This window comes from Flavobacterium sp., assembly GCF_049590715.1.
In the GTDB taxonomy this organism is placed as follows: Bacteria; Bacteroidota; Bacteroidia; order Flavobacteriales; family Flavobacteriaceae; genus Flavobacterium.
In genome coordinates, this window is the sequence record NZ_JBAWDL010000244.1 from 1 (window position 1) to 14,020 (window position 14,020).

The window sequence follows — 14,020 nt, forward strand, 5'->3', positions numbered from 1 at the left end:
CCTTACGGCTGGCTCGAAGGCTACGACTATGGTTGGACACCCAATACTACTGATGCACAAAACAAGCGCTATCGTTACGGAAACCAACCCGATATGGTGCTTTGGAATTTATACCAATTAGCCAATACTTTATATCCGCTTATCGAAGAAGCACAAGGACTGGAAGCTATTCTAAACGACTTCAGAGCGGATTATGATGTTAAATATATCCAAATGATGCGCTCTAAAATTGGATTATTCACCGAAAACGAAAAAGACCAAGCCTTAATCCAAGAAATGGAAGAAAACCTCCATCTTACGGAAACCGATATGACTATTTTCTTTAGAAATTTAAGTCGCTTTGAAAAAGAAAAACCTGAAAATGGATTTCAAAGTATAACCGAAGCTTTTTACAATTTACCTGAGCCACATTCAGATATAGAAATGACATGGAACGATTGGTTTAAAAAATATGCTTTAAGACTAAAACTTGAAACACAAACGGATCCAGAACGGACTCAAAAGATGAATACCTTCAACCCGAAATATGTCCTTCGTAATTATATGGCACAACTGGCTATTGAAGCTGCTGACAAAGAAGATTACATCTTGATTGACGAACTTTTCACTCTTCTTAAAAACCCGTATGATGAGCAAGAAAATCACCAAAAATGGTTTGCTAAACGTCCTGAATGGGCACGTAATAAAGTAGGATGCTCGATGTTGTCCTGTAGTTCGTAATGGTATCAATAAAATTAATTTTACTTGTTTTTTGTGTTAAAAATTGTACTATATTTCCACATTAAAACAAAAAACAAAATTAACCAATTAACCATCCATTAATAATTTATAATAATGTTTATAAAAAACTACTTAATCTTACTTAGTTTACCCCTTTTTACTTTAGCACAAACTAAAATTAAAACTGCTGATACAAAAGAAATTTCAAAGCCAAAAACAAATACACTCTATTATCGTGACAGTATTGTTTCAATGCAAGTATATTTTGGAATAGATAAAAAAATAGACAGCCTAAAAACCTATCATCCTAACGGAAAGAAAAACGAACTTTTTTATTATGACGATCTAGGTCGTTTTAATGGAGAAGCAACTCAATACAATAAAGAAGGAGAGAAAATGGTAACGACCACTTTTGATCATGGAAAAATAATCAATAGAACGGATTATAAACTCCCCTATGAAAACACACGACAAGAAGATATTATAAAAAAAGGATTAGAGAAACTGATTGAATTAAACAAAAAAACCAATTACAATCCTAAAAACTTTAATGATATTTATGCTAGAGCCCATTTGTACAAAAAACTAAATAACCCAACTTTAGCAATAATGGAATTTAGGAAAGTTGAATCCATACTTGATAAATATCTTTCCAATCCAACAAAACCAATTAGTGAATCTGCAAAATTAAAACTCACACAAGCACAAACCGTTATTTATGATGCTTTGGCTAATATTTATTCTGGATTTGAAATTGAAAAAAGCGCTTTGCATTATTATGCTAAAGCGGTAAAAACGTCTCCTGAAGACTATCGTGTATTATTTAATTTCACTAACTATCTGACTGAAACAAAATCCTATGTTTTATCAGAAACCTATTTGAACCGAATACTAATAGAGAAACCGAATCATTCTCATGCCTTGTGGGGTAGTGCTTATTTATATCTAAAATTAGAAAACTATGAAAAAGCATTGTATTATGCTGATTTGGCATTAAAAAATGAAGAAGGAATTATAAAAAGAGAATCTGGAAATTACGATGAAGGTCCTAACTTAAAATCCATAAGAGGCTTAGTCTATCATAAGTTAGGTGAATCAGAAAAAGGAATTGCCGATTTAAAAGAAGTCCTTGCTAGAGCCAAGAACAATTCGTATGCAATGCGAAATTTAGGTATTATTTACCTGGATCAAAAAAACTACAAAGAAGCATGTATGTTATTTCAAAAAGCAAAAGCACTTGATTATATAAAATACTATGACGATAATAATTTTGAAATTTTATTAAAAAGCGCTTGCGAAGGGGTAGAACCAGAACTGCAAAAAGCAATAGTAAAAGGGCCTTATATCTATCCAAATCCTGTGAAAGACATTATTACTATTCTAAATTACGACTACAAAACCTTTGATTACGAACTATTTGACTACCAATCTATTTCTGTATTAAAAGGAAACAGTAATAACGGAACTATTGATGTTAGTGAATTACCTTCTGGTTTTTATATTCTTAAAACATTCAACAACGAGTTTCCACAAACTTTTAAAATTATTAAAGAATAGCTTAAAAACATGAAATACAAATGCATAATTTTTGATTGCGATGGCGTTTTAGTCGATAGCGAAAGTATCTCTAATAGTACTTTGGTTTCAATGGCTAAAGAAATTGGAGTAAGTATTCCACTCGATTTTGCCATGACACATTTTCTTGGCAAATCATTACAATTTTGTTTTGATTATATTGAAAATTTAGCACCACAAAAATTACCTAAAACTTTTGAAGAAGAATTTAGAGAACGTACCTTTGAAGCTTTTAAAACGCAAATGCAACCCATTCCTGGGGTTCATGAATTATTATCAAAAATCAATATTCCAATTGCCGTGGCTTCCAATGGACCCGCCGAAAAAATAAGACTCAATCTAACCACAACCAAGTTAATTGACCGTTTTGAAGGGAATATCTTTAGTGCTTACGACATTAACAGTTGGAAACCCAACCCTGAACTTTACCTACATGCAGCCAAATCAATGGGTTTTGCTGTTGAAGAATGTCTGGTTATAGAAGATAGTCTTGCGGGTGTTCAAGCAGCACAAGCGGGTGGTTTTGATGTTTATACCTATGTAAACAAACATACCGAAAAACTTTTTAAGGATATAAATGTTCCACAATTTAATACTATGTATCAATTAGAGAAACTGATTTTTATAGACTGAAATATCCAAGTTTAAAATTTCAATTAGCCACAGATTAAGTCCTTATTAATTTGTGGCTAATTTTTTTAAAACTAAAACGAGAAGGTCTAAAACAGATAGTTTTAAGCCTCATTCTCAACTAAAAAATCCACTCTAAAACAACTATCCAATCTATTAATCAATACTTAACAACCGCTAAAAACCAGTCAATTGCTCGAATTCATCATCTTTAAAGCAAAAAAATGATCATAATTCATAAATGGAATTCATACATTTTAATTGGGTTTAAATTTTAATTTAAAAAACTATCATGGAAGCTCAAAATCAACAAAAAGAAACGATGTTAACTAGAAATCATCCTGCTCATGGGTTAAGAGATTTATTTAAAACAGGATTAAAAGAAATTTATTATGCCGAAAAAGATTACTCAGAAACAGAGACATTAGTATGGTACGCGACGCTGGAATAATTTTTTGAGAACAAAAACGAAATTGCGACCTATGGGACTCTAAAAGCTTTGTATACATATTAGGGATAAAAAAACAGCCAACTTATTATCGAAAAACATTAAACAAAAATAAATAACCATGTAATCTATAAATCAACATACTTACAATGTGAATGCCATTAACTACGGCTTTTATAGGATAACCATTGTTGTCAAGTCAAACAAAGTCTATTTATTCACCCTTTTTTTTTGGTAATGAATTTAAGAACAGTACAATTTCTTCTTCTGTCAAAATATAATCTGGTTCACTATTTAAAATGGCAAATTCCGGCATGTATGGAATTTCAGCTGTTTTAGGATTTTGTATGATACTTATTCCTTTTCTTTTTTGAATGGTTTTTAATCCTAAAGTACCATCAGCATTAGCCCCTGAAAGTAAGATACCAATTAATTCATTATTAAAAATTTGTGCAGCTGATTCAAATGAAACGTCAATACTTGGTCTGCTGTAAAATACTTTTTCTGAAGCATCTAATGCAATAGTATGGTTTTTCTCGAATAACATGTGGTAACCAGAAGGCGCAACATAAATACACCCTGTTTGAATTGGCAATTTATCTTCAACATAATATAATGGCAAAGATGATTTTACCGAAATTAAATCCTCTAGGATAGTATCTTCAGTATTTTTTCGATGTACTACAATTACAATTGAATAAGAAATAGTTTTATTGATAAAAGGAATAATTTTGAGAATGCTTTGTAAACTCCCTGCAGAACCTCCTATAATAACTAACTTACAGTTTGCTATTTTTGAATTTTCTTCCATATTTTTTCCTTCCGTAATTGTTGAAATTTTGTATCACCTAACGCATACTTTATACTTTCTTTAGCCCCTAAAGCTAAAAAACCCAAAACAGACAAACTATCATCAAATAATGTAAGAACTCTTTTTTGAAGGGTATTATCAAAATAAATAAGAACATTACGGCAGAGGATTAAATCAAACTCATTAAACGAAGTATCAGACACTAAATTATGTTGCGAAAACACCATCCTAGCACTAAATTCAGCATTGAATTGTGCAATATTATAATTTGCAGTGTAATAAGAACAAAAGTCTTGATAACCATTTGAAGCTAAATAATTTTCAGAATATAATTTCATCATTCGAAGCGGAAAAATTCCTTTTTTAGCTGATTCTAATACTTCTCCATTAATGTCAGTACCATATAATAATGATTTATGCAACAAATTTGCTTCTTTGAGAATGATTGCCATGGAGTAAACCTCTTCACCTGTGGAGCAACCTGCATGCCAAATTCGGATGAATGGTTTTGTTGCTAAAATAGGAACTATTTCTTCCCGTAAAACTTTAAAAAATGAAGGATCGCGAAACATTTCGGTAACGTTTACGGTAATTTCATCAATCATTCTTTTATAATACAATTCATCTGTACGTATTTTATACAAAAATTCATAAAAATGATTAAATCCATCTAATTGATAAAGTCTATCCACACGACGTTGTAAGGAAGCTCTTGAGTAACTTCCAAAATCAAATCCATAATGTTCATATACGTCGTTTATAAGCGCATCTAAATCCTTATCTTCAATCATAATTATCTTAAATATGTGCCAGTGATTGTAATAATTTATCTACATCTATAGGTTTCGAAATATAATCATCCGCACCAGCTAACAAACATTTTTCTCTATCTCCAACCATCGCCTGTGCGGTAACAGCAACAATATAAGTTGTCCTGTGTTCTGGAATATTTTTAATCAATGGAATGGCTTCATAACCATCCATGTCTGGCATCATCATATCAATTAATATCGCATCATAATTAGAATCGTCATGCAATAATTTTAATGCTTCTTCAGCACTTAAACAAGAAACACAATTAAAGGATTTTGCACGTAAGGTGGCATTTAATGCAAAAATATTCCTTGAATCATCATCAATAATTAAAATTCTTTTTTTATGCATTTTAAAATTAATATGTTAATTTATTTTGTCATATAACCAAACTCTCAATAATGATAATAATTGGTCAATATCTACGGGTTTCGTAATATAATCAGAAGCACCTGCTTTGATACATTTTTCACGATCTCCAGTCATTGCTTTTGCTGTTACTGCAATGACTGGTAATCGCTTGAAGGTGTTATTTTCTCTGATTCTAATAGCTGTCTCGTACCCGTCCATATTTGGCATCATCATATCTAACAAAACTACATCAGTATCCGGATTTTCTTCTAATATGGTCAAGGCTTCTCTTCCATCAATAGCGGTAACAATATTCATTTTGAATGCCTCTAAGGATTTTGTCAATGAATAGATATTTCGCACATCATCATCTACAATTAAAACTTTTTTTCCACTCAAAATATTATTGAGTATGTGTAGTTTTTTGTTGCTTTTACTTTCCGTTTTATTCTCTTCAACTAGGTGTAAAAATAAAGAAACCTCATCTAACATCCTTTGATATGAATGCGCTGTTTTTACCACAATCGAATCAGCATATTTTTTTATTCTAAGCTCTTCTTTCATTGATAAACTTTCTCCTGTAAAAACAATTACGGGTAAATTTTCTAATCCAGGTGATTTTTTTAGTCCATCCAAAATTTCATATGCGTTTTTATCTGGAATTCCCATATCAAGAATCACACAGTTAACATCAGTTGTTTTGAGTGTTTCTACTCCTTCACTAACTTCATTTTTAATTTCAGAATTAATATTGTAAGTTTCTAAAAAGTAAGCCAATGCTTGTGCATGTTGCGCATTGTCTTCAATTATCAATACTTTTTGGGATTCTTTATTTATTATTTGTTCAATTTTTTTAAAAATTTCAGGCATTTTCTCAAAAGCTACTGGTTTATCTAAAAAGTTTACGGCACCTTTGAGCATGCTTTCTTGTTTTAAACGATGTGAGGACATAATATGTACTGGAATATGACGCGTAGTTAAATCTCCTTTTAATTCCTCCATGACTTCCCAACCATTTTTTATAGGTAATTCTATATCTAATAATATACCCACTGGTTTGTACATCAAAGCATACTTATAAGCATAATCACCACGCACGGAAACCACACCTTTATAGCCTTTTTTTCGACTAAAAGTTAAAAGTGATTTAGCAAAATTCACATCATCTTCTACAATTAAAATAACCTTGTCATTAGCAACAATATCATTTCGATCATCAGCAACTTCATCGGGAATAGAGGTACTGATATATTTTTTAACTTTCTTTTCAGAGCACAGTATTTCTTCAGGTTTTTCTTCAAATTTTTCTACTGTTTTCTGAAAATTAATATTTTGTGATTTCTTATTTTGAACACCATCTATGGGTAAACATAATGTAAATTCACTACCTTTATTTATTACACTTTTTAAAGTTATTTCTCCTTTTAATAATTTAGCCAATTCTCGACTAATAGACAATCCTAAACCAGTACCACCGTATTTCCTTTTCGTTGAGCCATCTGCCTGTTGAAAAGCTTCAAAAATTAAAGGTTGTTTATCCAAAGGAATTCCAATCCCAGTATCACTTATAACAAAACAGATTGTTCGTTCATTTGTGGAATCCAATTTAATTTCAAGAGTAACACTTCCTGTTGAAGTAAATTTTATAGCATTTGAAATTAAATTTTTCAAAATTTGTTCTAAACGCATTTGATCTGTCCTAAGGATAAATGGTGCTTGATCCGAAATGACATTAAATTGAATATTTTTTTCTTTGGCAACAACAGCAAACAAGCTTACTAACGAATCCGTAATATCTTTTATTGGTACATCATGGAATTCTAAATCCATTTTACCAGCTTCAATTTTTGAAAGATCCAGAATTTCATCAATCAAACCTAAAAGTCCGTTTCCAGAACTTTGAATTACTTGTGCAAATTCAACTTGTTCCTCATTCATATTACTATCATTGTTTTCTGAAAGTAATCGGCTTAATAATAAAATTGAATTTAAGGGTGTGCGTAACTCATGTGACATATTAGCCAAAAACTCAGATTTATATCTTGTAGTAATTTCTAAATCTTCAGATTTTTTTTGGATTTCAGTATTTTTTTCTTCTAATAAAACACTTCTTTCAGCAAGTTCTTCATTAGTTTGTTGTAATTCTTCTTGCTGTACTCTCAACTCTTCTTCTGAAGCTTGAAGTTTTTCTGTTTGTGCTTCAAGTTCTGCATTGATTGACTCCATTTCACTGTGTTGGATGCGCAGTTCCTCAGACTGTGCTTGCGTTTCTTCTAATAAATCACTTAAATGTTTTCTATTTTTTGTAGCTCGTAAACCTATTCCAATATGATTTGCTACAGTTTTTAGAAAATGTATATCCGAAGATCTATATTTCTTCAAACTTGCCAATACAATAACACCTTCCATTTTATTATCCTTAACAGGAAAAGCTACTACATGCTTAGGTTTTACTTCCCCTATTGCATAGGATATTGTGATATCATTTTCTTCTTGCACATTTAACTCTAATAAACAATCAGACAACGCTGCTTGTCCTACTAAACCTTCGCCTATTTTGAAACTTTCTCTACCAGAGCCTGAAATATAGTTATAACTTCCATTTGCATGTAAAGAATCTCCTTCTAATATATAAATAATTCCAGCACTGCTCTTAGTATAAACTGCTAATTGTTCGATAACATCGTTAGTCAAAACATCTACTAATTTTTCACCCAACATTACAGTATTAATATTAGCAATACCCGCTTGCAACCATTCATTATCTTCTAATTTTTTGAATGAAGTAGCTAGTGAGATTCCCATATTTCTCAATGAATCGCTTACACTTCCTAAGGTATCACCAGCTGAAGCATCCATTTCAATATCAAAATTCCCTTCTTCAATTTGTTTTGCGACTGTACTAATGGTTTTAATTCGCAATTGAATCTCTTTATCTTTGACTTCTAATTCTTTTAAAAGAAGAACACGTTCATTATAATCTTTTAATATTCTAATCAAAAATAAAACACTAATAACCAATGCGATAACAAAAGCCAAAATAATAAGTATTGAACTGTATTTGCCATACCGTTCAGAAACAACAATTCTAGAAGCAAGTAAACCTTGTTCCTCTTTTTCAATATCCTTAGTTAGTTGACGAATTCCATTCATTGTAACTTTACCCACCTCTAAATCAGAGGTCAAAAAATCGAAACCATTCTTTTTTTCTTGAACTTTTTGATTTAAAAATTGAAAATATTTTTCTCTAAGGGGTCTTAATTCTCTAAGTCTTTTTAGTTGGGTCGGATTATCCTGAGTCAACTTTTCTACTTTTAAAAAATAAGAATTTGTGATTTCTTCTTTCTTTTTAAAATCAGATAAAAACTCATCTTTACCCGTAATAAGGTAACCTCGCATGCTGGTTTGCGATTCAAGCATTACTGTTGTTCCTTGATTTAGATTAAAAATAATTTCCTGAGTATGGTTTACCCATTGATTACTATTTAATAAACTTTTTATACTGACAAAAGAAGCAGCTGAACTAATCATTAATATGATGATAGACACAGCTGAGCTAATCAATACATTTCTTCTAAAATTTTCTTTCATATAAATTGTAAATGGTGCATTATAAATTCCCTTCTACTTCTAGGGGCAAAACAATGATAAAAGTAGCACCCATGTTCGTACCACTTTTAGCGGTAATTAAACCGTTATGTTTGTCAATAATTTTTTTGGCTATAGCCAAACCTATTCCAGTTCCCTCATAAACACTTCTGTCATTCAAGCTTTGAAATATTAAAAAGATTTGTCCTAAATAATTTTCATCAAAACCAATACCATTATCCTTAACTTCAATTCTACAAAATTTCCCATTGGAATCCTCTGGGCTATCAAAACTCTTTTCACTAATTATAGCAGCCTTAATTTCAATAATTGGCGTTACATCTGTTTTGGAAAATTTGATTGAATTACCTATTAAATTCTGAAAAACCTGTCTTAACTGGCTTGGTATCCCTTGTATAACTGGTAAATCCCCAATTTTTACTACCACCTTCTTTTTATCCATTAAATAGTCAAAATCATCAAAAACATCGGCTACGATTAAATCTAAATCCACACTCATTGGAGCAAAATTTGATGAAAGTCTAGAATATTCTAGCAAATCAGTAATTAGATTTTGCATTCTCTCCGCTGTCCTTAGTGTTCTGTCTATATAATACAGGGATTTTTCTTCCTTGATTAAAAATTTGTCCTTAATGACATTGATAAACATCTGAATTTTTCGTGCAGGTTCTTTTAAATCATGCGATACTACCCATGAAAACTGTTGTAATTCGTGATTTCGTAGTTCTAATTCTTCATTGTTTTTGACTAATTCTTTGGTACGCTCCGCAACTATTACTTCAAGGTTTTCTTGGTCTTTCTTTCTAATTTCAATTTCTTTAGAAAGTAAATCCCTAACAATTTTGAGTTCTTGCTGTTGATTATAAAGTTTAAGAAACGTTTTCACTTTCAAAATCAAAAGATCTGGATCAACTGGTTTAGTAATATATTCCACACCACCAGTTTCATATCCTTTAGAAATAAAGTTTTTTTGTGTATTTACTGCAGATAAAAAGATGACTGGAATATCTTTAGTCTTACTATTTCCTGCTAATATTTCAGCAACTTCAAACCCATCCATATGTGGCATTTGAACATCCATTATAATAAGAGAATATTCCGTTTTTAAAATTTTTTTTAGCGCTTCTTCCCCAGAAGTTGCTGTATCGACTTCAAGATTGTGAATTTCTAATATTTTTTTTAAAGCGACTATATTCGCCTTGACATCATCTACAATTAGAATCATAATACTATAGAACTGTTTGCTGCGTTTAATTTTTTCAAATATCGGTAATTTAGCAATTAACTATGTTATAAAATTCCCATGTTACAATTCTTTTTTTATACACACCCTTAGGAACTAAACAAATACTCATTTCCACAGACAGAAAAAGGAAAAAAAGAAAATTATAACAATTGGTAGTAAAACAAAATGGAGCTACTTTTATGTGTAATTTAAGTAAGTCGAAAATTTTAAAGAAGTCATAAAATCAAAACACGACATTAAAGAGTGTTTATTACTTATGTATTAACTCTATTTTGATTTTTTGATAAACGACCATACTATCACAGGTTTATTTTCAAAAGGATTATACTGCTATTTTTCCACAAAGATGAATAAATAAGATTCTTTTATCCTAAAAACTTAAAAAGGCTATCTACACGATAGTTTTTTTTATTCTTACACGATTTGGTTAACAAAACCAAAAATCATTTGTCTTACGGGAAAATAAAAATTACATTTGCACCAGTTTAACTTTTACATATAAAATGAAGCCTAACACACAACAATTAAACGATTTAACGATCCAAGTAAGAAGAGACATTCTTAGAATGGTACACGCTGTCAACTCTGGTCACCCAGGAGGTTCTCTTGGCTGTACAGAATTTTTAGTAGCCCTATACCAAAACTTAATGGAGCGTAAAGAAGGTTTTGACATGGACGGAATTGGTGAAGACCTTTTCTTCCTTTCAAACGGACATATATCTCCAGTTTTTTATAGCGTACTTGCAAGAAGTGGTTATTTTCCAATTTCTGAATTAGCAACTTTCCGTCTAATTAACTCAAGATTACAAGGACACCCTACCACTCACGATCATTTACCAGGAGTTCGTATTGCTTCAGGATCATTAGGTCAAGGTTTATCTGTTGCGATTGGAGCTGCTCAAGCAAAAAAATTAAACAACGACAATCATATCGTTTACACACTTCACGGTGATGGTGAATTGCAAGAAGGTCAAAACTGGGAAGCAATCATGTATGCTTCTGCAAAAAAAGTGGATAACTTAATTGCAACTGTAGATTTAAACGGAAAACAAATTGACGGTACTACTGATGAAGTTTTATGTATGGGAAGTATCCGTGCAAAATTTGAAGCTTTTGATTGGGAAGTAGTTGAAATCACTAAAGGAAATGACATTGAAGCTATCCTTGCTGGAATGAACGAAGCTAAAGCAAGAACTGGAAAAGGAAAACCTGTTTGTGTATTATTACACACTGAAATGGGTAACGGAGTTGATTATATGATGTACAGTCATGCTTGGCATGGTAAAGCACCAAATGATACTCAACTAGAAAATGCTTTAGGTCAAAATTACAATACTGGAGGCAATTCAGATTACTAGAAAGTAGTACGTATTCAATAGAATACTATCAAAAATCTAAATTAAGAAATGAAAAAATATACAAATACAGGAAGTAAAGATACTCGTTCAGGTTTTGGAGCGGGAATGACTGAATTAGGTCAAACTAATGAAAATGTGGTAGCACTTTGTGCTGACTTAATCGGTTCATTAAAATTTGATGATTTCAAAAAAAATCACCCAGAACGTTTTTTCCAAATTGGAATTGCCGAAGCAAACATGATCGGAATTGCAGCTGGTTTAACCATTGGTGGAAAAATTCCTTTTACAGGAACTTTCGCTAACTTTTCTACAGGAAGAGTTTACGACCAAATCCGCCAATCAGTAGCTTATTCTGAAAAAAATGTAAAAATCTGTGCTTCACACGCAGGATTGACATTAGGAGAAGATGGTGCTACTCACCAAATTCTTGAAGATATTGGATTAATGAAAATGTTACCTGGAATGACTGTAATCAACACTTGTGATTACAATCAAACCAAAGCAGCTACGATTGCCTTAGCAAAACATGAAGGACCAGCGTATTTACGTTTTGGTCGTCCAGTAGTGGCTAACTTTACTCCTGCTGACGAAGAATTCGTAATTGGAAAAGCAATCCTTTTAAACGAAGGAACTGATGTAACGATTGTTGCTACAGGACACCTAGTCTGGGAAGCTTTGATCGCTGCTGAAGCATTAGAAGCTAAAGGAATTTCTGCTGAAGTTATCAATATTCACACTATTAAACCATTAGATGACGAAGCTATCTTAAAATCAGTAGCTAAAACCAAATGTGTTGTTACAGCTGAAGAGCATAACATCCTTGGAGGTCTTGGAGAAAGTGTTGCTAGAGTTTTAGCTTTAAACACTCCTGCACCACAAGAATTTGTAGCTGTTAATGATAGTTTTGGTGAGTCTGGAACTCCTGAGCAATTAATGGAAAAATACAAGTTAAACAATCAAGCCATTGTTGAAGCTGTTGAAAAAGTGATCAAAAGAAAGTAATTCTTTTACACTTATAAAAATTACAAAAAGCTGTTTGATAGTATTTCAAACAGCTTTTTTTACAGTAACTATTTTTGATAAATTCTAAACATTTAATTTCACTACTAAGAATTTAAAGAAAATTAAGTTTCAAAGCGTTTTGCATTGACAATTGTTTCAATTTGTCACACTGAGCTTGTCGAAGTGTTTCTTTGCAGATGGTTTTCGAAAAGCTCAGACTGGCATCCGATAAAAATTTCCTACTACATTTTATAGTGCAAAAAAAACCAACACAATCTAGTTTAATGTTTTTGTGATTCCAGAAATTCCTACAACACCTTTTAAAAACTACCCTCTACTCGTAAAAAACATCTAGCCTTAAATTTCTTTATTTTCATAAATGGTTTAAAAAAATTCGCTTACAGTTTAGAAAAATTTACCTCGTAAAAACAAGATGATTTCCCTTAGATAAATTGGCATCAAATTGATAACCATCATAATTAAATCCCTTCAAGTCCTCAATCGTTTCTGCTCCAGTATCAATAATATAACGCACCATCATTCCTCTCGCTTTTTTGGCAAAAAAACTAATTATTTTTAGTTTCCCATCTTTATAATCTTTAAAATCGGGTGTAATCACAGGTACTTTTAACGCTTTTACATCAATAGCTGAAAAATATTCGTTACTAGCTAAATTGACAAACAACTCTCCTGCTTTCAATTCTTTATTCAATGCCTTAGTGATGATCGGTTTCCAAAATTCATATAAGTTTTTATTGTCTCCAATGGGCACTTTTGTTCCCATTTCTAAACGGTAGGCTTGCATTAAATCTAATGGTTTCAATAATCCATACAATCCTGACAGAATTCGTAATTTATCTTGTAATACATCAATTTTATCAGCTGGAATCGTGTACGCATCTAATCCCGTATAAACGTCACCATCAAATGTGTAAACTGCTGGTCTTGCGTTCTCAGTTGTAAAAGGAGTTTTCCAATCTTGATTACGTTGCCAATTCAAATCTGCTAATTTTTCAGAAATATGCATCATATCAGACAAGTCAGATGGTTTTTTACTTTTTAAAACTTTATGTACTTGACGTGATTCTTTCAAAAAAGACGATTCACTATAGTTAGATATTGGAAGTTCGGTATCGAAATTGAGCGATTTAGCAGGTGATATTACAATTTTCATATTGGAGATTCTAATTCTTAATTTTAATACTTCAAAAGTACAAATTGAAAAACAACTTATAGACTTTCATTAATTGAAATGTACAATGACAGAATAAAAAATAAAGATAGTATTGAAATGAATTTATATTATTTTTGAAAAAAAATTAAACACAAGCAATGACCATAAACACTTCGCTAGAAACAAAACCCAATTCAATATTTAATGCTGCCGTAATTGTAGCTGCTTTGGGTTATTTTGTAGATATCTATGATTTACTATTATTTGGAATTGTAAGAACTGA

12 protein-coding genes are annotated in these 14,020 nt (G+C 31.4%); 6 read left to right on the top strand and 6 right to left on the bottom strand.

The window, feature by feature from the left end; all coding sequences use genetic code 11:
* The 4 genes from WBQ70_RS10965 to WBQ70_RS10980 all read left to right on the top strand — a co-directional run.
* Positions 1 to 720, top strand: a 720-nt coding sequence (locus tag WBQ70_RS10965; protein WP_423914047.1) for a protein adenylyltransferase SelO family protein, incomplete at its 5' end; no start/stop codon positions are given.
* A gap of 114 nt (positions 721 to 834) precedes the next feature.
* Complete coding sequence (locus WBQ70_RS10970) at positions 835 to 2,277, top strand: tetratricopeptide repeat protein (RefSeq protein ID WP_423914050.1); 1,443 nt, start codon at positions 835 to 837, stop codon at positions 2,275 to 2,277.
* 9 nt (positions 2,278 to 2,286) lie between these two features.
* Positions 2,287 to 2,928 carry an HAD family hydrolase gene (locus tag WBQ70_RS10975; RefSeq protein WP_423914053.1) on the top strand — a complete coding sequence of 214 codons (642 nt, stop codon included), beginning with the start codon at positions 2,287 to 2,289 and terminating at the stop codon, positions 2,926 to 2,928.
* Between the two features lie 289 nt (positions 2,929 to 3,217).
* On the top strand, positions 3,218 to 3,376 hold the full coding sequence (locus WBQ70_RS10980; protein WP_423914055.1) for a hypothetical protein: 159 nt from the start codon (positions 3,218 to 3,220) through the stop codon (positions 3,374 to 3,376).
* 211 nt (positions 3,377 to 3,587) lie between these two features.
* Here the strand turns inward: WBQ70_RS10980 and WBQ70_RS10985 are convergent, their stop codons facing one another.
* The 5 genes from WBQ70_RS10985 to WBQ70_RS11005 are packed head-to-tail and all read right to left on the bottom strand — an operon-like array spanning position 3,588 to position 10,182.
* The gene (locus tag WBQ70_RS10985; protein WP_423914058.1) at positions 3,588 to 4,184 is read right to left on the bottom strand and encodes a chemotaxis protein CheB; all 597 of its coding nucleotides are present in this window, start codon (positions 4,182 to 4,184) and stop codon (positions 3,588 to 3,590) included.
* Positions 4,163 to 4,975 carry a CheR family methyltransferase gene (locus WBQ70_RS10990; protein ID WP_423914060.1) on the bottom strand — a complete coding sequence of 271 codons (813 nt, stop codon included), beginning with the start codon at positions 4,973 to 4,975 and terminating at the stop codon, positions 4,163 to 4,165. Before WBQ70_RS10990 ends, WBQ70_RS10985 begins: the two co-directional genes overlap by 22 nt.
* A gap of 7 nt (positions 4,976 to 4,982) precedes the next feature.
* Positions 4,983 to 5,348, bottom strand: a complete 366-nt coding sequence (locus WBQ70_RS10995) for a response regulator (RefSeq protein WP_423914062.1) — start codon at positions 5,346 to 5,348, stop codon at positions 4,983 to 4,985.
* 15 nt (positions 5,349 to 5,363) lie between these two features.
* Complete coding sequence (locus tag WBQ70_RS11000) at positions 5,364 to 8,939, bottom strand: response regulator (protein WP_423914065.1); 3,576 nt, start codon at positions 8,937 to 8,939, stop codon at positions 5,364 to 5,366.
* Positions 8,940 to 8,958: 19 nt separating this feature from the next.
* Positions 8,959 to 10,182 carry a hybrid sensor histidine kinase/response regulator gene (locus WBQ70_RS11005; RefSeq protein WP_423914068.1) on the bottom strand — a complete coding sequence of 408 codons (1,224 nt, stop codon included), beginning with the start codon at positions 10,180 to 10,182 and terminating at the stop codon, positions 8,959 to 8,961.
* A gap of 524 nt (positions 10,183 to 10,706) precedes the next feature.
* Here WBQ70_RS11005 and WBQ70_RS11010 point away from each other — a divergent pair.
* A complete protein-coding gene (locus WBQ70_RS11010) occupies positions 10,707 to 11,561 on the top strand; it encodes a transketolase (RefSeq protein ID WP_423914070.1) in 855 nt (284 codons plus the stop codon).
* 48 nt (positions 11,562 to 11,609) lie between these two features.
* Positions 11,610 to 12,563 (top strand): transketolase family protein, encoded by a 954-nt coding sequence (locus tag WBQ70_RS11015; protein ID WP_423914073.1) that lies wholly within the window; start codon positions 11,610 to 11,612, stop codon positions 12,561 to 12,563.
* A gap of 415 nt (positions 12,564 to 12,978) precedes the next feature.
* Here WBQ70_RS11015 and yaaA read toward each other — a convergent pair whose 3' ends face one another.
* A complete protein-coding gene (yaaA, locus tag WBQ70_RS11020; protein ID WP_423914076.1) occupies positions 12,979 to 13,737 on the bottom strand; it encodes a peroxide stress protein YaaA in 759 nt (252 codons plus the stop codon).
* Between the last annotated feature and the right edge of the window lie 283 nt (positions 13,738 to 14,020).